Below are 20684 nucleotides of genomic sequence, written 5' to 3'. Positions count from 1 at the left end.
AGACGTTACGCCAACTGTACAAAACCGAAAAGGGGGGAGCGCATGTATTCCAGAAGAATGTCCTATTTTATTGCCATTGCCGAAATTCAGAACATTTCAAAGGCGGCCCAGGAACTTCACGTTTCTCAGCCATCCCTGTCCCAGTATTTAAACCGCCTTGAAGAGGGGCTGGGGGTAAAGCTGCTGGACAGGACGTGCACGCCCCTTCGCCTGACCGAGGAGGGAAAGCTGTATCTGGAATACGTGCGGGAGGTTACGGAAGCGGAACGGCGGTTTGAAAACCGGCTTCAGGCCCACAAAAAGGCGACGGAAAAGACGCTTTCCATCGGCATTCCCACACAGCTTACGCCTATGCTGTTCCGCGAGTTTGTGCAGGGCTTTCTTCACACAAATTCTGAAAAGCAGTTGACGATTCGGGACGGCACCAGTCTGTCCGTCAAGGAAGATCTGCTCAGAGGCGAGGTGGACGTGGCATTTTTTCATACGCAGGCGCCGGAGGATGCGCGGCTCATCAGCTTCATCATTCAGGAGGAGCGCCTGTTTCTGGCGTGCAACCGAAACAGCAGCCTGGCCTGCGGGCGGGCGGGGACCCGGGAGCATCCGCTGCTTTTGGCAAAGGCCGATTTTCCACGAATCACGGAAATGCTGTTTCTCATTCCGCCGAAAACGTATTTTATCAATGCGGTTATCTGGAATCATCTGAAGGAAATCGGGCTGTCGCCCAAAAAGGTTTTGGAGCTTCCGGCCCTCAGCTCCATCGGAGACTACCTTCTGGAGCCGGGAAACAACGGAATTTCCCTGCTGGCGGATTTCTCGATTGCCGGAATGAAGAGTATCGACGAAATTACCTTTGTAAAAATGGAGGGGCATGACCTGCGGTGGTACCTGACCATGAGCTATCTGGCCGACAGACCGCTTTCCATGTCGGGGTACTCACTGTGGAAGCATGTTTCGGGTAAGCGGTAATTTTGCGGAAAGGCCTCTTTCCGCAGGGCTTTTCAAGAAAAATTTTCGACTCATTTTGATAAAAGTTTTCAAATTATATCTTTTTATGGCGTGAAAATATTTTATAATGCTATTAACCTACAAATAAAGAAAGGGGTTTTACTGATGACAAACTACTTCGACCTGAAAGGCCGCGTGGCATTGGTTACCGGCGCTTCCTCGGGCCTTGGCGTTCAATTTGCGAAAGCGCTGGCAAATCAGGGAGCGGACATTGCCATTACCGCCCGCCGGACGGACCGGCTGGAGCAGGTAAAACAGGAAATTGAGGCCATGGGCGTGCGGTGTCTTGCCGTACCCTGCGACGTGACGGATTCCAAGCAGATTGCCACCATGGTCAATACGGTGAAAAAAGAATTCGGCAGAATTGATATTCTGGTGAACAATGCGGGCGTGGGCAAGGGGATTCCTGCCGCCACGCAGACCGACGAGGAGTGGCTTTCCACCACCCGAATCAATCTGGACGCGGTATACTACGTGGCCCGCGAGGTGGGCAAGGTGATGATCGAGCAGAATTACGGAAAAATTGTCAACCTTGGCTCCATTCATTCCATGGTGGCGATGGCAGGCTCTCCCATCTCGGCCTATTGCGCGTCCAAGGGCGGCGTTCTGATGCTGACAAAGGCCCTTGCCAACGAATGGGCGCAGCATAACATCACCGTCAACGCCATCGGCCCCGCTTATTTCCCCAGCGAGATGACTCAGTCGGTCATTACGACCGACGCATTTAAGCTGGCTGTTCAGGCCTATTGCCCCATGGGAAGGCCCGGTAAGCCCGGCGAGCTGGACGGAGCCGTGATTTACTTCGCGTCGGACGCATCCAGCTATACCACCGGCCAGTATCTGGCCATTGACGGCGGCTGGACCACCATCTGAGGCCCACCGCGCGGCCTGAGTCGGTTTGGCTTGGCCTGTGGAAATACTCTAGGGCTGGCCCGACTGTTGAATGAGCGGACGACTCCGGAAAAGCACACAAAAAAGCGGCTGAATCTTTCGATTCAGCCGCTTTTGCCAGCTTTCAAAGCGAGCGGAGCACTTACGCGGGAAAGACCCGGCGCTTTTTTCGCACGCGAAGACTTCGAGGCCTTACCCCGTCAGGAGCGAAAGCAGAAAGAGCACCAGCATAATGACGGGCTGATGAATCAGATAAATCGGGAGCGTGTGCCTTCCCAGCCTGTTCAGCAGTGTGTCCGGCGGGGAGGAATTCAGCAGGCTGCGCTTTTCCGCGTACAGCAGCTTTCCCAGAGCGGCGCCGCACAAAAACACGCCGAACCAGGGGAGCAGGGGATAATAGTCGGAGGAGATAAAGCCCTCGCCCCGCAGACCCAGCGGAAACAGAAAGCCCACCGACACCTGGGCCTGCGCTGTCAGGCGACCCAGAAAGAAAACCGCGGTTCCAAGCAGCGCCAGAAGGACCGGCCCCAGCCGGGACACCAGTGGATACAGGAGCATACTGGTTCCCAAAAAGTGCAGAATGCCGAAGGTGACGGCGTGGCTGGAGTCGTAAAGCGCCGTGGCGGCGGTGATGACCAGCCCCAGTCCCAATACCTTCAGCCCCCGCTTTGCGTTTTTTGTGGTCAGAGTGCAGCTAAGTCCCGCAAGCAGCATGAAAAGCAGGGCGGACCCTCTCCCTACGTAAAAATTCACACCGTCGGAATAGCTGACGGGAACGCTGTAAAATTCTCGCAGGTCATAGACGACATGGTAGTACACCATGGCAAGCAAAGCCACACCCCGCAAAAAATCCACTTCCCAGATGCGCTTGGTTTGTTGTTGTCTTTTGTTCATGTTCTCCTTTATGGGGAAAGAGCCGCCGAAGAACGAAAAGTCGCGGCTTCGGACGCCTTTCCCAGCCCCCGCGCGGCTGCCCGCGCGTTTTCCGTGCCGATGGTTTTCTTTATTTTAGGCCATTAAAGGCCAAATCGTCAATACCGTTTATTAGAAGAGGGCGCAGTTTGTTGATTCGTTTATAAAAAGGAATAAGACGACCGTATTATTATTGATAGTTTCGATAGTACAGGCCGTGTATTGTGAAACAAAATGATGCTTATGAAATTTTAATGATATAATGGCCCCATGGCACCCGACTCTATAGGCAAGCTGCACATAGAGTCGGGTAATTTTAGGAAAAAGAGGGGATTGTCATGGCAGATTATCGTGAGATGTGGAAGAGCTTAGGGATGGATTTAGAGACGCACGACCAACTTTGCGAGGTGCTTCCCGCGGCGTTTGGCGACACCTATCTCTCTCAGGAAAACCGCCCGGAGGGCATGGCGTTTTACGACTTTGTGGTGTCTGAGATTCACGGCGTTCGGCCCGCCGAGCTGATTGAGCACCAGAAAAAGGGCGGCAAGGTGTTGGGTACCTTCTGCATCTTCGTGCCCGACGAGGTGGTGTTTGCAGCCGATGCCATCGCCACCGGCCTGTGCGGCGGATCCCAGTTCTGGGTGGGCGCGGGGGAGAAGGTTCTGCCCAAAAACATGTGTCCCCTGATTAAGGCCTCCGTGGGCGCGCGGGTTGGCAAAACCTGCCCCTTCTTCCGCATTGCGGACATGTACGTGGGCGAGACGACCTGCGACGGAAAGAAGAAGGCGTGGGAGATTTTGAAGGAAGAAGTCCCCATTCACGTGATGGACATGCCCCAGATGAAGCGGGAGCAGGACTATCGGAAGTGGGAAGACGAAATCCGCGCCTTTTTACATACCGTGGAAGAGTTCACTGGAAACACCATCACTCCCGAAAAGCTGGCGGCTTCCATTAAAATGCTGAATAATAAGCGCAAGGCGCTTGCCCGGGTGTTTGAGTGCCGCAAGGCCGACCCTACCCCCATCAGCGGCAAAGACGCGCTGTTGATGATGCAGATTGCGTTTTACGACGACCCCGTTCGCTGCGCCGAGATGGCCAACAAGCTGGCCGACGAGCTGGAGCAGCGCATCAAAGACGGCATGGGCGTATTCCCCAAGGGAACCAAGCGGATTCTCGTCACCGGCACGCCTATGGCGATCCCTAACTGGAAGCTGCATCACATTATTGAAACCTCTGGCGCGGCGGTGGTATGCGAAGAGAACTGCACCGGCACCCGGTATTTTGAGAATCTGGTGGACGAGAGCGGCACAACGCTGGATGAGCAGATTCACAATCTGGCAGACCGGTACATGAAGAACAACTGCGCCTGCTTTACCCCCAACACGGGCCGCATTGACGACATTCTGCGCCTTGCCGAGGCCTATCATGTGGATGGCGTGATTGACGCGAACCTGAAATTCTGCACCCTGTACGACACCGAGGGCCGGGACGTGGAGCGGGCCATGAAGGAGAGGGGCATCCCCGTGCTGGGTCTTGAAACCGACTATACCGATACAGACGCCGAGCAGCTTCGTACCCGCATCGGCGCATTTGTGGAGATGCTGAAATAATGGACGGACAGGCGGAGGAGCAGGATTATTACGTGCTCTTTCCGAATCACACCGAGGGGCTGAAGCTCTATCAATACGCCCGGGGGCGGGGGATTCCGGTTCGGATTTCCCCCACCCCCCGGCTGGCCAGCGCCTGCTGCGGGATATCCCTGCTGGTACGGGCGGAGGATATCGTGGAGCTGGAGCGCTGCATTCCGGAGTCGGAGGCGGAGATTGACCGGATTGTTGCTCTGCCCCGGCAGATCAACCCCCACCGTGACCGCTACTGCTGAATTGGGAGAAGCAAGAATGAATGAGAGAACCTGCGTCGGAATTGACATCGGCTCCACCGCCGCCAAGGTGGCGGTTCTTGGCCCGGGGGAGACGCGCTTTGTGCTCCCCACCGGCTGGAGCAGCCCGGAAACGGCAAAAGAGATTGCCCGCCGCCTGCTGGAGCGGGGCGTGCGGGTGGAGGAGGCTGCGGTCGTCTCCACCGGCTACGGTCGCCGGGCGGTGGACTACGCGGCAAAGCAGATTACGGAGATCACCTGCTTCGCGACTGGCTGCGCCGCTCAGTTTCCCACCTGCACGGTGATCGACGTGGGCGGGCAAGACACCAAGGCCATCCATATCCGCGACGGCGCGGCGGACGATTTTCTGATGAACGACAAATGCTCCGCCGGGACGGGAAAATTTGTGGAGGTCATGGCAAACCGGCTGGAGTGCGAAATCGATGCGCTGTTCGCTCTGGCGGAGGGAGGAAAGGTGCTGCCCATCAGCTCTTTGTGCACGGTGTTTGCAGAGTCGGAGATTATCGGCTACATCGGCGCGGGCCATCCCCGAGAGGACATTGCCGCCGGAATTGTGGACAGCGTGGCGGAAAAGGTGGCCCAGCTTGCCGAGCGGCTGCCGCTGGAGGAAACGGTTTTGCTCACCGGGGGACTGAGCCATCTTTCTTTTTTTGCCCGGATACTTGGAAAAAAGCTGCGACACACCGTCCGCTGTCTGCCGGAGGGGCGATATGTCGGGGCCTACGGCGCTGCGCTGCTGGCGCAAAGGGAAGTCCTTTCCTAGCAGCCCTGCAAAAAGCCGGGGAGAAAGAACCGTTGCTTTTTGCCTGAATATCAGCTACAATCATACCGTTCACCTGCGGACCCTATAATAGCAGGCATATCGTACTTATAACCGGCACATTCTACCGGCAAACCCGCCGGTCAAGGAGGGCTTTGCGTATGGAGCTCGTTTTTCTCTGGCTGGTGCTGGCATCCTTTGCAGGCGGATTTTTGCAGGCGGCCATCGGGTTTGGCTATGCGGCGGTGGTAATGGCGTTTTTCCCGCTATTTCTGCCCAGCATTCCAGTGTCCTCCACGGTTTGTGCGGTGCTGTCGCTGGTGGCGTCCTCCACCATGTTTTTTCAATACCGCAAAGACGCGCGGCCAAAGCATGTATTGTGGTTGATCGTGGCGTATTTTTTGGTGATGCCCTTTGCCGCCGTGTGGTCGGCGGGGGCGCCCAAACTGGTTTTAAGCGTTATTTTTGGCCTGTTTCTGGTGCTGGTGGGGCTTTACTATCTGCTGACAGCCGACAAAACCCGCATCTCCGCCACCCCTAAAGCGGGAATCGTTACCGGGGCGCTGGCGGGCCTGTTCGGAGGGCTGTTCTCCGTCAGCGCGCCTCCGGCGGCACTCTACTGCCTGAGCACGCTGGAAAGCAAGGAAGCGTATGTGGGGACCCTTCAGTTTTTCTTTCTGACCACCAACCTGTACTCCGTGTGTGTTCGCGCCGTCAACGGGCAGGTGACGGGGCAGGTGCTTGTCTGGTCGCTGATGGCTGCGGGCGGACTGCTGCTGGGACTGTGGTTGGGGCGCGTCGGCCTTTATAAGCGAGCGGATTTGGCCCGGGTCAAATCCTGGGTCTTTATTTTCATCATGTGCATGGGGGTATGGACCATCGTATCCAATTTCATTAAGGTTTGACAGCGGCAAAAGGTCTTCTGCCGCAAAGACATTTCTCAGAAGCTATGCGTTGGCAGTGGTGGGGGAGGGCCCCGGATGTTCATCTATTAAAAAGGAAGCCGCCCCGCCTTTTTGGCGGGGCGGTATAAGAATATTTTAAAGTCCCGGTCTACGTGTCAAAATGAGATCAGTTTGCTGTGAAGGTGAGGTCGCCGGTTTCAATGGGCAGGCCGGCATAGTTGGCGTCCGTCAGGTTCATGGTTCTCAAGGCCGCCAGCGGGTTGGCTACTTCCACGGTTTCCGTGGAGGCGGTCATGGTCAAGCTCTTCAGGGTGGCGTCGAATTCATGGTCATCCGCAGAGAGAGTCTGCCTATAATAGATTGTCGGCGCGCCGCTGGCCGCAAAGGGGACGAAGGGGAATTCGGCGTTTCCGCCTGCGACGGAAACAACCGGATCACCATAAGCCGTGCCGCCGGAATCGCACCGGACAAAGGTTGCGCCCACCACGGCGGTGCCGCCGGAAGTGCCTTCCTCCGTGACATGGAGCGTCAGGGTTCCGGTTGCTGCGACTAAAAAATCATAGGCGTCGGTGCCGGCTGAAATGACTTGGCTGTCCGGGTTAATGGAGGCATTGTCATACCCGCCCACATCGGCGGTAACGGCGTAAGACCCGTTTAGAATTCTACTGGAGCCTTCGCCGTCAATAATATTGACTACATAGGGACTCGGCATAATTGAATATCTCCTTTTTGAATTGGTAGGCCGCCGTAGTATTGATCAGTCAGACGAAAAGTGGCCATTGTAAAACCAGACTTCAAAAGGAAGGAATTAAACAGGAAATATACGGTATAAAACCTGTTGGGGCAAAAAAACAGCCACTTTGTGGCGGCCATGGGACTCAGCCAGTCTTTTGCGCGTACGCATATCCGGTGTTCGCCGGGAGAGTACACATGGAATGCGGCTGTCCCATTCCGAGCGGTTTTGCCTTGAAAGACCGTTTGATCTTCCGCATCAAGCACAACAATCTCGAAATTCTCTGCGCATGGGGCTAGACACCTCACTGTAATATACCCTCGCTTGTCATTCATAAATACACCTCGCGCTCACTGGCCTGTGTTACCCAATATCAGCATATGCGAATTTACCATGGGTGTGAGCGACGAAAACTATCCTTGCCGCTGAGAAGGTCAGGGGTACCCATTGCCGCAGAATGCGCCGGTTCGCGCGCCTTCATGCAGAGGCAGTTGCGTCCGCGCCGGATGGATTGGGAACAAACGTACAAAGAAGGCTTGGCGCCCCCCCTGCCTGATTACTGGCAGGGGGGCTTTTAAAATTGCTTTGGAAGGTAGCTTTTGAGAATAAAAAGGGGTTGCTTGTTTGACGCAAGCGCACTATAATTCTTAGTGTTCAAGCGTCCGCGTCAGAATGGATCCACGCAGGATATGGGGATTGTGGACGGTTGTAGTTTAAGCAAGGTCATGATATAATGACCGCAAAACTGTGGTTACCTTATTGAAAAATATACCAAGGCAGCGCCGTGCGCCTGTGGAATAACGACCGGGAAGCTCCATTTAATTGGAAAATGTACCGCAGCGGCGCACAGCACCGCTGCATCATATATGCCAAGTTTGATTGATAAGTAATGTTAGTAGGAGTAGACGTTATGCCCGAGAAGCTGACCCTCAGTGCACTTGAGCACGATCTCATTTTTTTCAGCAAAATGTATGATGCAGTGCGGCTGGTTGACCCCGTTCACAAAAAGGTTTTGGAATACCAAACCAAGCAAGTAAAAGAGACGGAACAAATCTGTTACGATTATTGGAAGAACGGCAAAATATGCGATAACTGTATCTCTGTTCGCGCCTATAACGAAAACAAGAGCTTCATGAAGCTTGAGCAAAAGCCTGACAAAATTATGCTGGTTACTGCGATTCCCATAGAGTCGGAGGAAGGCACAATTACCCTCGAATTATTAAAAAACGCCACGGACAGCCTGATGATTGGCAGCGGAACTTACCAAGAAGGGCAAATGATGCGCCATGTTATACACGATATCAACAGCATGGTGGTGATGGATCATTTGACTGATGTATATAACCGCCGCTTCGTGGAGGACAGATTGCCCGTTGATATTGTAAAAGCAACCTTGGCACATCAGCCTTTGTCCGTCATTTTTATTGATGTTGACAATCTGAAAGTAATCAACGACACCTATGGCCACGACATGGGGGATTTTACGTTGCAGCAGGTAGCCAATGCCATGAAGGCCTGCACACGCGCTGAAACGGACTGGGTTGCCAGATATGGCGGAGACGAGTTTGTCGTTTGCCTGAACAGCGCGGACGAAGCCGGAGCACTCAACACGGTGGAGAGAATAAAAAAAGACATTGACGCGGTGAAAATCCCCGTAGAAAATGAAACCGTGAAAATCACAGCCTCGTTTGGAATACAGTCTATGACGGAAATGCCGCTTACGGCGGAGGAAATGATCAAGATGGCCGACAAAAAGATGTATGAGGCAAAAAGAGCAAGCAAGACCCCCTCTCAAACGTAAAAAGCCGCCCCGCCAAAAGGCGGCTTGTACTTTAGATAGAAGACGGTTGGGCCTTACAGGTCGTCAGCATCCTGCACCGGCGGGTCGAGGGGGTCCGCCGGACGGCCGGTGTAACTCCCTAGCGGGTCGGTCTGCTGCGAGGAAAGGTCTGTCATGGACCGGGCCTGCTCCATAGGGGTTTGATTGGCCTTTGCGCGGCTTTGCCGCTTTTTCATAGAAACCGCTCCCTTTCCGTTTAGATAAGGCTTGTGCAAAAATAGTCTGCCCGAGAGCAGACTTTTTCATGCGAAAGCCCTTGAAAAACAATGATTTGACGGGACGCAGCGCTCCGTACGTGTCTGCGAATGGGGTTGCGACTGAATATCATTCAGAGTTCACGAAAAAATACGTAAGCAATGAGAATTTTTCGTCGTCTTTTTTCTGATTTTTTAAAATTTCTGGTTGACCGGCTTTTTGAGTTGTGTATAATGAGAAGTAATGTAAAAGTCCCATGAAAATCGTTGTTTCGGTAATTTATTGGAGGAAAAATGAATGTTTGAATTTCTGATCAAGAAGCTGAAAACCAACCCCCGCAGAATTGTCTTCACTGAGGGTACGGATCCCCGCGTGCTGGAGGCTTCCGCCCGCCTGCTGTCCGGTACGTTCCTCACCCCCGTGCTGGTGGGCGTTCCGGAGGAGATTTCCGTCGTGGCCGAAGACATCGGCTTTAATATCCGGGGCGCCGAGATTATCAACCCGGCCGACTTTGCGGACATGGAGAAGATGGTAGCGCTGCTGATGGAGCTGCGCAAGGGCAAGATGGACGAGGATCAGTGCCGCAAGGTGCTGAAGCAGCCCAACTACTTCGGCACCATGCTGGTGAAGATGGGCTATGCGGACGCGCTGCTTGGCGGCGCCACCTATTCCACCGCCGACACCGTTCGCCCCGCGCTCCAAATCATCAAGACCAAGCCGGGTAGCAAGATTGTCTCCTCCTGCTTCATTCTGGTCCGGCCCTCTGCCACCGGCGACCGCGAGGTGCTGGCCATGGGCGACTGCGCCATCAACATCAAGCCCACCGAGGATGAGTTGGTGGAAATCGCGCTGGAGACCGCAGCCACTGCCCAGCAGTTTGGCATTGACCCCAAGATCGCGTTTTTGAGCTACTCCACCCTTGGCTCCGGCAAGGGCGAGGATGTGGACCGGATGCGGGGCGCTTATCTCAAGGCCCATGCCGCCGCGCCTGAGCTTGCCATGGACGGCGAGATGCAGTTCGACGCGGCTGTCTCTCCCCATGTGGCCCACACCAAGTGCCCCGCTTCCCCGGTGGCCGGGCATGCCAACACCTTCATTTTCCCCGACATCAACGCCGGCAACATCGGCTATAAGATTGCGCAGCGTTTGGGTTCCTTTGAGGCATACGGCCCCATTCTTCAGGGCCTGAACGCCCCCATCAACGACCTCTCGCGGGGCTGCAATGCTCAGGAGGTCTACTCCATGGCCATCATCACCGCGGGCCTTGTGGAGTGCGAATAAACCCAGACCGGCTCTGATCAATAGAAAACACGGACGCCAAAGGCGTCCGTGTTTTTTGCGTCAATATCCTGAAAAAACATGTCGCGCGGTGCGTGAAAGGGAGAAAACCGTTACAGGACAAGCAGCTCCTTGGGCGCGTGGGTGATGTCCGTGCATCCGCCGTCCTTCAAAATAATCACGTCCTCGATGCGCACGCCCAGCCGCCCCGGCAGGTAAATCCCCGGCTCCGCCGAGATGACCGCCCCGGCCGGCAAAGGCTCTTCATTCCGGGCGGAGGCGTTGGGAGATTCGTGAATCTCCACCCCCACGCCATGGCCAAAGCTGTGGCTGAAATAGTCACCGTAGCCCGCGTCCTCAATGACCTGTCGCGCCGCGCCGTCCACGGCCCGGCCCGTCACGCCCGCCGCAGCGGCGGCGATTCCCGCCTTCTGGGCCGCCAGCACGGTTTCGTACACCCGGCGCATTTCTTCCGACACAGACCCCACCGCCACGGTGCGGGTCATGTCCGAGCAGTAGCCATGGAAGATACAGCCGAAGTCCATGGTGACAAATTCACCGTTTTGAATTTCACGGAGACTGGGGACCCCGTGGGGCAGGCTCCCGTTGGGACCGGACACCACGATGGGGTCAAAGGACATGTCCTCCGCTCCATAGTGTAACATGAGGTATTGGAGCCGGGCGGCAATTTCCTTCTCCGTTTTGCCGGGGCGGATTTCCTTGAGAATATCCTCCAGTGCCTGCTCGGCAATGCGCTGGGCGGATATCAATGCCGATTGCTCCTCGTCGTCCTTCACCCGGCGCAGGTCAAAAAGCAGGTCCGCCGCAGGAGTCAGCTCGCAGTGAAGGGCCTTGCGGTATCCCTCATAGTCCGCCACGGTCATATACGTGTCTTCAAAGCCGACGACGTTCGCGCCCTGCTCTGCAAGGGCCTCGTTGATCAGGGCTGTGTAGCTCCGACCGGGCCGCACCTCCCGGATTTCGGCGTGTTCCACAACCCGCGCCGCCGCTTCGGTATAGCGCGCGTCGGTAAAATAGTAGGTTTTGCCTTTGGTTACGAGGGCTGCCCCGTCCGTTCCGGAGGAGCGGAAGCCCGAGGCGTAAAACCGGTTGGCCTCTCCGGTAAGCATCATGGCGTCCAGACCCCGGGCCTCCATTGCCTGTGCAATCCGGCTGAAATGATTCATAAAAACCTTCCTTTCATCCGCGAGTGCAGAATGCTTATTTCACCTGTTAACGGGCCTTAGACCTGCTGTTCAGCGGCGGCCTGTACGAAGCCGTAAAATAGGGGATGGGGCCGGTCGGGCCGGCTTTTAAACTCCGGGTGGAACTGCGCGCCCACAAACCAGGGGTGCTCGGGAAGCTCCACAATTTCCACCAGCCTGCCGTCAGGGGACAGGCCCGCCAGCTTCATGCCCTGGGCCTCCAGCTCCGCGCGGCAGGCGTTGTTAAACTCGTACCGGTGCCGGTGGCGCTCCGAAATCTCTTCCGCGCCGTATAGCTCGTGGCTGAGGGTGCCGTCTGACAGCACGCAGGGGTATTTTCCAAGGCGCATGGTGCCGCCCTTTTCCGTCACGTTCACCTGATCGGGCATCAGGGCGATGACGGGATAGGATGTGGTTTCCGAAAACTCGGAGGAGTTTGCGTCGGTTTTTCCCACAACGTGGCGGGCAAACTCAATGACCGCCATTTGCATGCCAAGGCAGATGCCGAAGAAAGGCACGCCATTTTCCCGGGCGTACCGCACGGCGGCGATCATTCCCTCGATCCCCCGGTCGCCAAAGCCGCCGGGGACAAGAATGCCTGCGCAGCCCGCAAGAATTTCTTGTGCGTTATCCTCTGTCACCGTCTCGGAGTCGATCCAGCGAATACCCACCACCGCGCTATTTGCAATGCCAGCGTGGTTCAAAGACTCCACAACAGAGAGATACGCGTCGTGAAGCTGGGTATATTTCCCCACCAGCGCAATTTCCACCCGCCGCTTGGCGGCCTTTTCCCGCCGGACCATGGCGGCCCACTCCCGCAGGTCGGGCTGGGGCGTAATCAGACCAAGGCGGCGGCAAACCGCCTCGTCCAGCCCTTCCTTCTGTAGCAGCAGAGGAACCTCATACAGCGTCTGCGCTGTGGCGTTTTGAATCACGCAGTCGGGACTTACGTTGCAGAACAGGGCAATTTTCCGGCGCATGTCATCGCTGATGGGCGTGTCGCTTCGGCACACCAGAATGTCCGGCTGAATGCCCAAGGACAAAAGCTCCTTAACGGAGTGCTGGGTGGGCTTGCTTTTCAGCTCGCCGCTGCCGGGAATCTGAACGATGAGGGGCACATGGATGAACACCACGCTGCCCTGCGGCTGCTCCGCAGCCACCTGACGGATGGCTTCCAGAAAGGGCTGGGATTCAATGTCGCCCACGGTGCCGCCGATTTCGCAGATGACCACGTCCACCTCTTCGTCGGCCATGGCGTAGATACGGGTCTTGATTTCATCGGTGATGTGGGGGATGATCTGCACTGTGGCGCCCAGATAGTCTCCCCGGCGCTCGCGGTTTAAAACGGACCAGTAGATTTTACCGGAGGAGACAGAGGCGTTTCCCGTCAGCGTCTCGTCCACGAACCGCTCGTAGTGGCCAAGGTCCAAATCCGTTTCCGCCCCGTCGTCGGTGACGAAGACCTCGCCGTGCTGATAGGGGCTCATGGTGCCGGGGTCCACATTGATATAAGGGTCAAATTTCTGGTTTCGCACTCGCACGCCCCGCTGCTTCAAAAGCCGCCCCAAGGACGCGGCGCAGATGCCCTTCCCAAGGCCTGACACCACACCGCCGGTCACAAATACAAATTTTGTCGCCATAGCCGTTCACCTGTTCCTTTCCGATTGTTCCGTTTTCCCGTCTTTCCGCCTGAAAAAATAAAAATACCGTGGATAGCTTGCGGTGAAGGGGCCCCGGTTTACAAGGGCTTCAGCGCAATCCACGGTCTGCGGTCTTTGATTTTCGGGGCAGGGCCACACGCGTCTTCCCGCCGCGGATCGCTGCTCCAAACCGGCGGAGCGCGGCGCTCCGCCCGCCGGGGCACGCTGTAAAAATACGTTATACTTATATCGCATTCCAGCGCACTTGTCAACGAGGAGCGGGAATTTCCCGGCGTTTTTTTAAATTCGTAAAAATAGTAAAAAAATATTCGACCTATTTTATATAAAATGACAATTGAATTTAGCTGTTTAAAGCTATATACTGTAAAAGAAATTCGGAATGTCGGGCCGGTAGACGGCAGAAAGGAGCGCTATCCCATGAACAGAAGTCTGATTGTCTGCGTCTCCTTCCGCTACTTTACCAAGGTCCGCTTTGCGGGCCGCTATTACACTGCTTTAAAGCAGGAAACCGACTGAAAGACCGAGTTTTGCTTTTTGTATGGAAGGCGGCTCCGTCCTTTGGACGGGGCCGTTTTTTATAGCTTTGGGGTCTGATTGGACTTCAAACCGATTCGTTTTTGAGATGAAAGGAAGTATTTCGTATGAAAAAGAAGCTGCTTTCCCTTGCGCTGGCCTGCGCCATGGCACTGGGTCTGGCCGCCTGCGGGCAGACTGCTCCTGCCGTGTCCGGGTCTGCATCCGGCTCAGCTGCCGCATCCGGCGGAGAAAAGGTCTATCAGGTGGGTGTGATTCAGCTGGTGCAGCATCCCGCGCTGGACGCCGCCACGCAGGGCTTTCAGGATGTTTTGAAGGAGAAACTGGGCGATCAGGTAACGATTGATGTGCAGAACGCCGCCAACGACTCTGCCACCTGCTCCACCATGGCCACCCAGATGGTTTCCTCCAACGTGGACCTGATTATGGCAAACGCAACCCCCGCCCTTCAGGCGGCGGCTTCCGCCACCAGTGAGATTCCCATTCTGGGTACCTCCGTCACTGAGTATGGTGTGGCTCTGAGCATCGACAATTTTAACGGCACCGTGGGCGGAAATATCTCCGGTACTTCCGACTTGCCTCCGCTGGACCAGCAGGCCGCCATGGTCACCGAGCTGGTGCCGGGTGCGAAGACAGTTGGCATTCTCTACTGCTCCGGCGAGCCCAACTCTGTCTATCAGGCCGAGGTGGTGAAGGCCGAGCTTGAGAAGGCGGGCCTCACCGTGAACACCTATACCTTTGCGGACTCCAACGACGTGGCCGCCGTCACCACCACCGCCTGCAACGAAAGCGACGTGATTTACATCCCCACCGACAACACTGCTGCAAGCTGCACCGAGGCCATCAACAACGTGGCCCAGCCCGCGGGCGTGCCCATCATCGCCGGCGAGGAGGGCATCTGTAAGGGTTGCGGCATCGCCACACTCTCCATCGACTACTACGAGTTGGGCCGCACCACTGGTGAAATGGCCGTGAAAATTCTCACCGGTGAGAGCGATATCTCTACCATGCCCGTGGAGTACTATCCCAGCCCCGTGAAGAAGTATGACGCGGACCGCGCGGCGGCGCTGGGTATCACTATCCCTGACGGGTATACCGCCATCGAGGGCTAAAAAAAGTCCTGTATCTGCCGATTTTCCCGCCCGGGCGCAAGGGCCTTTGCTTCCGGGCGGGGAATCGACAGCGGAGGAATGGGGTGTCGACCCCCCATTCCCCTGCTGCCGAGGAAAATGACTGAAAAGAGGAGAAAACCATGGAACTCGCGGCATATTTTGCTTCGCTGGACCCGGTCAATTTGATGAAGAGCCTGCCCGGCGGCGTGGCGCAGGGGATTGTCTGGGGTGTGATGGCGCTGGGCGTGTACATCACCTTTCGTCTGCTGGACATCGCCGATCTGACGGTGGACGGTTCCTTCACCACCGGCGGCGCGGTGACCGCCATGCTGATTCTGGGAGGCTGGCCCGCTTGGGCGGCGGTGCTGGCTGCGATTCTCGCTGGGATGCTGGCAGGGCTTTGCACTGGACTGCTTCATACGCGGTTTGGCATCCCGGCGATTCTGGCGGGAATCCTGACGCAGTTCGCATTGTATTCCATCAATCTGCACATTATGGGGATGGCGGCCAATAAATCCGTAAACCCCGACAAATTCCCCGTTTTTATCACCTCCCGCCATGTTCCTACCGCGATTTTGACGGGACTGGCCATCGCCGCGGTGCTTATCGCGGTGCTGTATTGGTACTTTGGCACAGAGCAGGGCAGCGCCATCCGCGCCACCGGCTCCAATCCCGCCATGAGCCGCGCCCTTGGCATTAACATCGACTCAATGAAGGTATTGGGCCTTGGCCTGTCCAATGGACTGGTGGCGCTGGCCGGGGGCCTGATGACCCAGTATCAGGGTTTTGCGGACGTGAACATGGGCCGAGGAGCCATTGTCATCGGCCTTGCCGCCGTGATTATCGGCGAGGTGGTGTGTACCGCAATTTTTCGCAAGGGAACAAATTTCGGGGTGCGGCTGGGCTTTATCATCGCGGGCGGCGTGCTGTACTATGCGGTGATGACCCTGATTTTGTGGCTGAAGCTGAATTCCAACGACCTGAAGCTGTTCACAGCCATTATCGTGGCGGTGTTTTTGGCTGTGCCCTATTTGCAGGCGCAGGCCAAAAGCTCTTTCAAGCTGGCAGGCCGACGGGGCAGAGCCGCGGGGAAGGAGGAGAGCAAGCATGCTTGAGATCAACCATATCTGTAAGACCTTTAACCCCGGCACCATCAACGAAAAAAAGGCCCTTCAGGGCCTTGACCTGCACCTTGGCGAGGGGGATTTTGTCACCGTCATTGGCGGCAACGGGGCGGGCAAGTCCACCATGCTCAACGCGGTGGCAGGCGTGTGGCCCGTGGATCAGGGGAGCATCCTCATCGACGGGACGGACGTGACCGGCCTGCCGGAATTTCGCCGAGCACCATTTATCGGGCGGGTGTTTCAGGACCCCATGATGGGCACGGCCCCAAACATGCAGATTGAGGAAAATCTGGCCCTTGCCTATCGCCGGGGGCGGAAGCGGGGCCTTAGGTGGGGCGTGACAAAAAAGGAGCGGACCTTTTACCGGGAACGGCTGGAAATTCTGGGTCTTGGACTGGAAGACCGGATGACCGTGAAAGCAAGTCTTCTGTCCGGTGGCCAGCGTCAGGCATTGACACTGCTGATGGCCGCGCTGCAAAAGCCGAAGCTGTTGCTGCTGGATGAGCACACGGCGGCACTGGACCCCGCCACGGCGGCAAAGGTGCTGGAGCTGTCCGACCGCATCGTGCAGGAAAACGGACTGACGGCCCTGATGATTACACACAACATGCAGGACGCCATCCGCCACGGCAACCGGCTCATCATGATGAACGCGGGACGCATTATTCTGGATATCTCCGGCGAGGAAAAGAAAAAGCTCACCAAGGCGGACCTTCTGCAAAAATTTGCGGAGGTCGCCGGGGTGCAGGAGGAGTCCGATCAGGTTCTGCTCTCCTGACGCGGTGAATCCCCCGGGCGGGCTTGCCCCGCCCGGGAAAAAGCGGAGCAGTGAAGGGCTTTACGAGAAAATGGCACGGGGAAGACCCGCGCAGGTCTCTGATTTTTCCACGCGTGGCATTGCATGTAAAGCAGTACAGCTTGTCATTGAAGCGGCAGACCTTGCTCATGAAGCGCCAAATCTTGGTCCGTAAAGCTTTAGACTTTATGCCGGGAAGTGCCGGGCTTTGCCTGCGAAGCGTTGGCCTTGCCCGTAAAGCACGCGACGCAGAGACGGAAAGTCACTTTTTATGAAGCGGCGGTTCGCGGTGGTCCCGGCTTTGTAAAAATTGACGGTTGACAAACCAAGAAGACCCGCATATAATGCAAAACAATCAATCAAAAACCTGTGAGGCAGAGAAGTAAGCCAGAGGGCCAGCCCTTTAAGAGAGTCGCGGATGGTGAGATCGCGGCAGGGAACCCCAGCCGAATGGACTGCCGAGGGCGGAGCGAAAGCGAGAAGCGAGTAGCGACCGACGGGAGCCGTACCCGTTATCCACACGGCGCGTATGTCAAGTACGTGAAACGAGCGGGCGCTTTGCGTCAACTTGGGTGGTACCGCAGGATGAAAGTCTTGTCCCAATAAAGATTGGGGCAGGGCTTTTTTTGTTATATTTTGAGGGAGGGAACCATATGCGTGAAAAACGATGGCGCCGATGGCGCAGCTTGAAAGCCGTCCCCAAGAAGCCTTTACACAAGCCTTGAATTTTTATAAAACAGATTGGAGATTTTAACGATGAAAAAGTTTTTGACGTTTGCCCTCGCCGCCGCCATGACTCTGAGCCTTGCCGCCTGCGGCAACCGCGGTGCATCCTCCTCCGCAGCCGGGTCTTCTGCTCCCGCCAAGGAGCCTTTTAAAATCGGCCTGCTGCAATATGGGCAGCACGCCTCGCTGGACAACTGCCGGGAGGGCTTCCTTGAGGGCCTGACCGAAGCGGGCCTTGTGGAGAACGTGGACTACACCGTGGACTATCAGAACGGCGGATTTGACGACAACGTGAACACACAGATTGCGGGAAAGTTTTCCGCCGACAACGTGGATATGATGGTGGGCGTGGCCACTCCCTCCGCCATGGCCTGCTATGCCGCCGCCGAGGAGAAGGATATCCCCGTGATTTTCGTGGCCGTCACCGACCCCGCCGCCGCGGGTCTTGCCTCCGGCAACGTCACCGGCACGTCCGACCTGCTGCCGGTGAGCGAACAGCTTCAGCTTATCCGGGCCTTGCAGCCCGATGCCAAGACCATTGGCATTCTGTACACCACCAGCGAGCCAAACTCCGTGTCCGCCGTTGCCGAGTATGAGGCCAAGGCCGGAGACTACGGGTTCACCATCGACGCCGTGGGCGTCACCGCGCAGGCGGAGGTGCCACAGGCCGCAGACACGCTGCTCTCCCGCAAGGTAGACTGCTTCTCCAACCTCACCGACAACAACGTGGTGGGCGTGCTGGCCGCGATTCTGGAAAAGACCAACGAGGCGGGCGTGCCCGTGTACGGCTCTGAAATTGAGCAGGTAAAGCTGGGCTGTGTTGCCGCCGCCGGAATCGACTATGTCCAGTTGGGCCGCCAGACCGGCGCCATGGCTGCCAAGGTGATCCGGGGCGAGGCCACCTGCTCCGACATCCCCTTTGAAACCATTGCATCTTACAGCAACTATGTCAATTCCGACGCGCTGGACGGCATGGGAATCACTCTCCCCGCCGACATCGCACAAAGCGCGGTGGAGGTTGACACGGCGGCCTGATTCTAAAGGCCCAAAGCTCCGCGCCGGTACTCTGCCGCGAAAGCGGCGGAGTACCGCGCGGCGCGTTTGATTCCCAGCGTAAAATGCTTAAAAAGGAGGGGCCGTGCATGACCGACCTGATTGTGGGTACCCTGATACAGGGACTGATTTATGCGCTGATTTCATTCGGCGTGTACATCACCTATTCCATTCTGGACTTCCCCGATCTGAGCGTGGACGGCAGCTTTCCTCTGGGGGCGGCAGTCACCGCCGTGCTGCTGACCCGGGGCGTTAACCCGTACCTGACGCTGCTGGCGGCGCTTGTGGTGGGGGCGCTGGCGGGGCTGTTTACCGGCTTCATCCATGTGAAGCTGCATGTCCGCGATCTTTTGGCGGGCATCATCACCATGACGGCCCTGTTTTCCATCAACTTGCAGATTGCAGGCTCCAACCTGACGGTGGAGCGCAGTGTGGACACCATCTTTACCGCAGAACCCACCATGGCGCTGCTTGGGGGCCTGAGCCTGACGTACCGCAAGCTGATTGTGTCGCTTGTGGTCGTTCTTGCCGTAAAGCTGCTGATGGACGCGTTTTTTACCACCAAAGCGGGATTGCTTCTCCGGGCGGTGGGGGACAACGCAGCGCTCGTCACTTCCCTTGCCAAGGACCGGGGCAATGTGAAGCTTCAGGGATTGGTGCTGTCAAATTCTTTGGTTGCTCTGGGCGGAGCGCTGGTGTGCCACGAAACCCGCAGCTTCTCCGCAACCATGGGCACCGGGCAGGTGGTGTTCGGCCTTGCCTCGGTGATTATCGGCGTGGCCCTGTTCCGCCGCCTCAGTTTTGTGAAGGGGACCACCGCCGTCATTGTGGGCAGCGTCCTCTACAAGCTGTGCATCGCTATGGCACTGAGCCTGGGCCTGCCCCCCAATATGATGAAGCTGATCACTGCCGTGCTGTTTTTGCTGGTGCTGGTGGCTTCGGGCCGGAAGGGAGAGGAGATTATCCATGCTTGAGGTGCGGGAGGTTACAAAAATCTACAACCCCGGCTCCATGATGGAGCAATGCCTGTTCGACAGATTCTCCCTCTCCGTGGAGGACGGGCAGTTTGTGTCCATCGTGGGCAGCAATGGCTCCGGCAAAACGTCCTTGCTGAACATTATCTGCGGGTCCATCGCCGTGGAGAGTGGAGACGTGCTGGTGGCGGGCGAGAGCATTCTTAGAAAGAAGGACTTTCAGCGCTATGCCACCATGGGCCGGGTGTACCAGAATCCGTCCATGGGGACCTGCCCCAATCTGACCATGCTGGAAAACCTGTCTCTTGCGGATAACAAGGGGAAGTCTTTCGGCTTTGGCCGGGGCGTGAACAAAAAGCGTATCGACTCGTACCGCACCGAGCTGGAGGGTTTGGGACTGGGGCTGGAGGATAAGCTGAACGTAAAAATGGGGTCCCTCTCCGGCGGACAGCGGCAGGCAGTGGCGCTGCTGATGGCCACCATGACGCCCCTGCGCTTTTTGATTCTGGATGAGCACACGGCGGCGCTGGACCCCAAAACCGCCGAGGTGATTATGTTTCTCACGAACAAAATCGTGCGGGAGAAGCGGCTCACCGCCATGATGGTGACCCACAACCTGCGCTACGCCGTGGAATACGGCGACCGGCTGCTGATGATGGACCGGGGACAGGCGGTGCTGGACCGGGCGGGAGCGGAAAAGAAGCAGACCTCCATGGAGGAGCTTCTTTCGCTTTTCAATAAAATTTCCGCCGAGTGCGGAAGCTGAGGAGGACACGCGATGGCAGACTATATCGGCGCCAGCGGCGAGCAGGCGGGAACAGACCGGCTGGCGCAGGCGTTTGCGAATCTGGCCCCGGAAAATGACCCCGGCTGCCCGGAGGCACAGGCGCTGGTGGAGAAATGGCAGGCGCACATGGCCACGTACCATGGCGGCTGCGACCGAGAAAAGCTCCAGAACATGGGGCGGCTATACGGCGCGGATGACCGCTTTGCAGAGACGCTGGACAGCTATGGAACCGGCACCGCCCACTATATGGGCGAGGCGATTATGAAGTATCTGGGCGAGTAAACGCGGTCAAG

The 20684-nt window shown here is 56.9% G+C and carries 20 protein-coding genes; 15 read left to right on the top strand and 5 right to left on the bottom strand.

The genetic code is table 11. The features are described from left to right. Positions 1-42: 42 nt before the first annotated feature. Together RTK01_RS03810 and RTK01_RS03805 are read left to right on the top strand one after the other, a co-directional pair. Complete coding sequence (locus RTK01_RS03810) at positions 43-966, top strand: LysR family transcriptional regulator (protein ID WP_312279705.1); 924 nt, start codon at positions 43-45, stop codon at positions 964-966. Positions 967-1110: 144 nt separating this feature from the next. Continuing rightward, positions 1111-1878: a glucose 1-dehydrogenase gene (locus RTK01_RS03805; RefSeq protein ID WP_312279704.1), complete on the top strand. Its 768-nt coding sequence runs from the start codon at positions 1111-1113 to the stop codon at positions 1876-1878. A gap of 210 nt (positions 1879-2088) precedes the next feature. Here RTK01_RS03805 and RTK01_RS03800 read toward each other — a convergent pair whose 3' ends face one another. After that, a complete protein-coding gene (locus RTK01_RS03800; protein WP_312279703.1) occupies positions 2089-2790 on the bottom strand; it encodes a heparan-alpha-glucosaminide N-acetyltransferase in 702 nt (233 codons plus the stop codon). 356 nt (positions 2791-3146) lie between these two features. Here RTK01_RS03800 and RTK01_RS03795 point away from each other — a divergent pair, with 356 nt between their 5' ends. The 4 genes from RTK01_RS03795 (at position 3147) to RTK01_RS03780 (ending at position 6373) form a co-directional block, all read left to right on the top strand. Further along, positions 3147-4418 (top strand): double-cubane-cluster-containing anaerobic reductase, encoded by a 1272-nt coding sequence (locus RTK01_RS03795; protein ID WP_312279702.1) that lies wholly within the window; start codon positions 3147-3149, stop codon positions 4416-4418. Continuing rightward, the gene (locus tag RTK01_RS03790; protein WP_312279701.1) at positions 4418-4690 is read left to right on the top strand and encodes a DUF3343 domain-containing protein; all 273 of its coding nucleotides are present in this window, start codon (positions 4418-4420) and stop codon (positions 4688-4690) included. The genes RTK01_RS03795 and RTK01_RS03790 overlap by 1 nt, the downstream gene beginning before the upstream one ends. A 16-nt stretch (positions 4691-4706) precedes the next feature. Further along, on the top strand, positions 4707-5471 hold the full coding sequence (locus RTK01_RS03785; RefSeq protein ID WP_312279700.1) for an acyl-CoA dehydratase activase: 765 nt from the start codon (positions 4707-4709) through the stop codon (positions 5469-5471). 158 nt (positions 5472-5629) lie between these two features. After that, positions 5630-6373: a sulfite exporter TauE/SafE family protein gene (locus RTK01_RS03780; protein ID WP_312279699.1), complete on the top strand. Its 744-nt coding sequence runs from the start codon at positions 5630-5632 to the stop codon at positions 6371-6373. Positions 6374-6539: 166 nt separating this feature from the next. Here the strand turns inward: RTK01_RS03780 and RTK01_RS03775 are convergent, their stop codons facing one another. Further along, on the bottom strand, positions 6540-7085 hold the full coding sequence (locus RTK01_RS03775) for a hypothetical protein (protein ID WP_312279698.1): 546 nt from the start codon (positions 7083-7085) through the stop codon (positions 6540-6542). Between the two features lie 931 nt (positions 7086-8016). On the opposite strand from RTK01_RS03775, the gene RTK01_RS03770 reads away from it, so the two are divergent. Then, entirely contained in the window at positions 8017-8907 is an 891-nt protein-coding gene (locus RTK01_RS03770) for a GGDEF domain-containing protein (protein ID WP_312279697.1), read from the top strand. A gap of 53 nt (positions 8908-8960) precedes the next feature. Here the strand turns inward: RTK01_RS03770 and RTK01_RS03765 are convergent, their stop codons facing one another. Further along, positions 8961-9122: a hypothetical protein gene (locus tag RTK01_RS03765; RefSeq protein WP_312279696.1), complete on the bottom strand. Its 162-nt coding sequence runs from the start codon at positions 9120-9122 to the stop codon at positions 8961-8963. A 316-nt stretch (positions 9123-9438) separates the two neighbouring features. On the opposite strand from RTK01_RS03765, the gene pta reads away from it, so the two are divergent. Beyond that, on the top strand, positions 9439-10422 hold the full coding sequence (pta, locus tag RTK01_RS03760) for a phosphate acetyltransferase (RefSeq protein ID WP_312279695.1): 984 nt from the start codon (positions 9439-9441) through the stop codon (positions 10420-10422). 110 nt (positions 10423-10532) lie between these two features. On the opposite strand, the gene RTK01_RS03755 is transcribed toward pta, so the two are convergent. Together RTK01_RS03755 and RTK01_RS03750 are read right to left on the bottom strand one after the other, a co-directional pair. After that, complete coding sequence (locus tag RTK01_RS03755; protein ID WP_312279694.1) at positions 10533-11606, bottom strand: aminopeptidase P family protein; 1074 nt, start codon at positions 11604-11606, stop codon at positions 10533-10535. Positions 11607-11662: 56 nt separating this feature from the next. Next, on the bottom strand, positions 11663-13264 hold the full coding sequence (locus RTK01_RS03750) for a CTP synthase (protein WP_312279693.1): 1602 nt from the start codon (positions 13262-13264) through the stop codon (positions 11663-11665). A 662-nt stretch (positions 13265-13926) separates the two neighbouring features. Here RTK01_RS03750 and RTK01_RS03745 point away from each other — a divergent pair. The 7 genes from RTK01_RS03745 to RTK01_RS03715 all read left to right on the top strand — a co-directional run bounded on the left by RTK01_RS03745 (position 13927) and on the right by RTK01_RS03715 (position 20673). Beyond that, entirely contained in the window at positions 13927-14931 is a 1005-nt protein-coding gene (locus tag RTK01_RS03745) for an ABC transporter substrate-binding protein (RefSeq protein WP_312279692.1), read from the top strand. A gap of 140 nt (positions 14932-15071) precedes the next feature. Continuing rightward, positions 15072-16046 carry an ABC transporter permease subunit gene (locus tag RTK01_RS03740; protein WP_312279691.1) on the top strand — a complete coding sequence of 325 codons (975 nt, stop codon included), beginning with the start codon at positions 15072-15074 and terminating at the stop codon, positions 16044-16046. Next, positions 16039-16833: an ABC transporter ATP-binding protein gene (locus RTK01_RS03735; protein WP_312279690.1), complete on the top strand. Its 795-nt coding sequence runs from the start codon at positions 16039-16041 to the stop codon at positions 16831-16833. Before RTK01_RS03740 ends, RTK01_RS03735 begins: the two co-directional genes overlap by 8 nt. A gap of 774 nt (positions 16834-17607) precedes the next feature. Continuing rightward, positions 17608-18612, top strand: a complete 1005-nt coding sequence (locus tag RTK01_RS03730) for an ABC transporter substrate-binding protein (protein ID WP_312279689.1) — start codon at positions 17608-17610, stop codon at positions 18610-18612. Between the two features lie 107 nt (positions 18613-18719). Beyond that, positions 18720-19604, top strand: coding sequence for an ABC transporter permease subunit (locus RTK01_RS03725; protein WP_312279688.1), 885 nt, complete (start codon positions 18720-18722; stop codon positions 19602-19604). Beyond that, positions 19597-20370, top strand: coding sequence for an ATP-binding cassette domain-containing protein (locus RTK01_RS03720; RefSeq protein WP_312279687.1), 774 nt, complete (start codon positions 19597-19599; stop codon positions 20368-20370). The genes RTK01_RS03725 and RTK01_RS03720 overlap by 8 nt, the downstream gene beginning before the upstream one ends. Before the next feature lie 12 nt (positions 20371-20382). Continuing rightward, positions 20383-20673 (top strand): TipAS antibiotic-recognition domain-containing protein, encoded by a 291-nt coding sequence (locus RTK01_RS03715; RefSeq protein ID WP_312279686.1) that lies wholly within the window; start codon positions 20383-20385, stop codon positions 20671-20673. The last annotated feature ends 11 nt before the right edge of the window (positions 20674-20684 follow it).

The organism is Oscillibacter sp. (genome assembly GCF_031978065.1).
Classification (GTDB): Bacteria; Bacillota; Clostridia; order Oscillospirales; family Oscillospiraceae; genus Oscillibacter.
The sequence above is the reverse complement of the archived record's forward strand: the minus strand, read 5'-3'. Positions and strand labels throughout refer to the sequence as shown.

What these genes read in the sequence shown, in the direction of transcription:
- RTK01_RS03810 (WP_312279705.1), top strand. Translation starts at nt 43, where the DNA reads ATGTATTCCAGAAGAATGTCCTATTTTATTGCCATTGCCGAAATTCAG.
- RTK01_RS03805 (WP_312279704.1), top strand. Translation starts at nt 1,111, where the DNA reads ATGACAAACTACTTCGACCTGAAAGGCCGCGTGGCATTGGTTACCGGC.
- RTK01_RS03800 (WP_312279703.1), bottom strand. Translation starts at nt 2,790, where the DNA reads ATGAACAAAAGACAACAACAAACCAAGCGCATCTGGGAAGTGGATTTT.
- RTK01_RS03795 (WP_312279702.1), top strand. Translation starts at nt 3,147, where the DNA reads ATGGCAGATTATCGTGAGATGTGGAAGAGCTTAGGGATGGATTTAGAG.
- RTK01_RS03790 (WP_312279701.1), top strand. Translation starts at nt 4,418, where the DNA reads ATGGACGGACAGGCGGAGGAGCAGGATTATTACGTGCTCTTTCCGAAT.
- RTK01_RS03785 (WP_312279700.1), top strand. Translation starts at nt 4,707, where the DNA reads ATGAATGAGAGAACCTGCGTCGGAATTGACATCGGCTCCACCGCCGCC.
- RTK01_RS03780 (WP_312279699.1), top strand. Translation starts at nt 5,630, where the DNA reads ATGGAGCTCGTTTTTCTCTGGCTGGTGCTGGCATCCTTTGCAGGCGGA.
- RTK01_RS03775 (WP_312279698.1), bottom strand. Translation starts at nt 7,085, where the DNA reads ATGCCGAGTCCCTATGTAGTCAATATTATTGACGGCGAAGGCTCCAGT.
- RTK01_RS03770 (WP_312279697.1), top strand. Translation starts at nt 8,017, where the DNA reads ATGCCCGAGAAGCTGACCCTCAGTGCACTTGAGCACGATCTCATTTTT.
- RTK01_RS03765 (WP_312279696.1), bottom strand. Translation starts at nt 9,122, where the DNA reads ATGAAAAAGCGGCAAAGCCGCGCAAAGGCCAATCAAACCCCTATGGAG.
- pta (WP_312279695.1), top strand. Translation starts at nt 9,439, where the DNA reads ATGTTTGAATTTCTGATCAAGAAGCTGAAAACCAACCCCCGCAGAATT.
- RTK01_RS03755 (WP_312279694.1), bottom strand. Translation starts at nt 11,606, where the DNA reads ATGAATCATTTCAGCCGGATTGCACAGGCAATGGAGGCCCGGGGTCTG.
- RTK01_RS03750 (WP_312279693.1), bottom strand. Translation starts at nt 13,264, where the DNA reads ATGGCGACAAAATTTGTATTTGTGACCGGCGGTGTGGTGTCAGGCCTT.
- RTK01_RS03745 (WP_312279692.1), top strand. Translation starts at nt 13,927, where the DNA reads ATGAAAAAGAAGCTGCTTTCCCTTGCGCTGGCCTGCGCCATGGCACTG.
- RTK01_RS03740 (WP_312279691.1), top strand. Translation starts at nt 15,072, where the DNA reads ATGGAACTCGCGGCATATTTTGCTTCGCTGGACCCGGTCAATTTGATG.
- RTK01_RS03735 (WP_312279690.1), top strand. Translation starts at nt 16,039, where the DNA reads ATGCTTGAGATCAACCATATCTGTAAGACCTTTAACCCCGGCACCATC.
- RTK01_RS03730 (WP_312279689.1), top strand. Translation starts at nt 17,608, where the DNA reads ATGAAAAAGTTTTTGACGTTTGCCCTCGCCGCCGCCATGACTCTGAGC.
- RTK01_RS03725 (WP_312279688.1), top strand. Translation starts at nt 18,720, where the DNA reads ATGACCGACCTGATTGTGGGTACCCTGATACAGGGACTGATTTATGCG.
- RTK01_RS03720 (WP_312279687.1), top strand. Translation starts at nt 19,597, where the DNA reads ATGCTTGAGGTGCGGGAGGTTACAAAAATCTACAACCCCGGCTCCATG.
- RTK01_RS03715 (WP_312279686.1), top strand. Translation starts at nt 20,383, where the DNA reads ATGGCAGACTATATCGGCGCCAGCGGCGAGCAGGCGGGAACAGACCGG.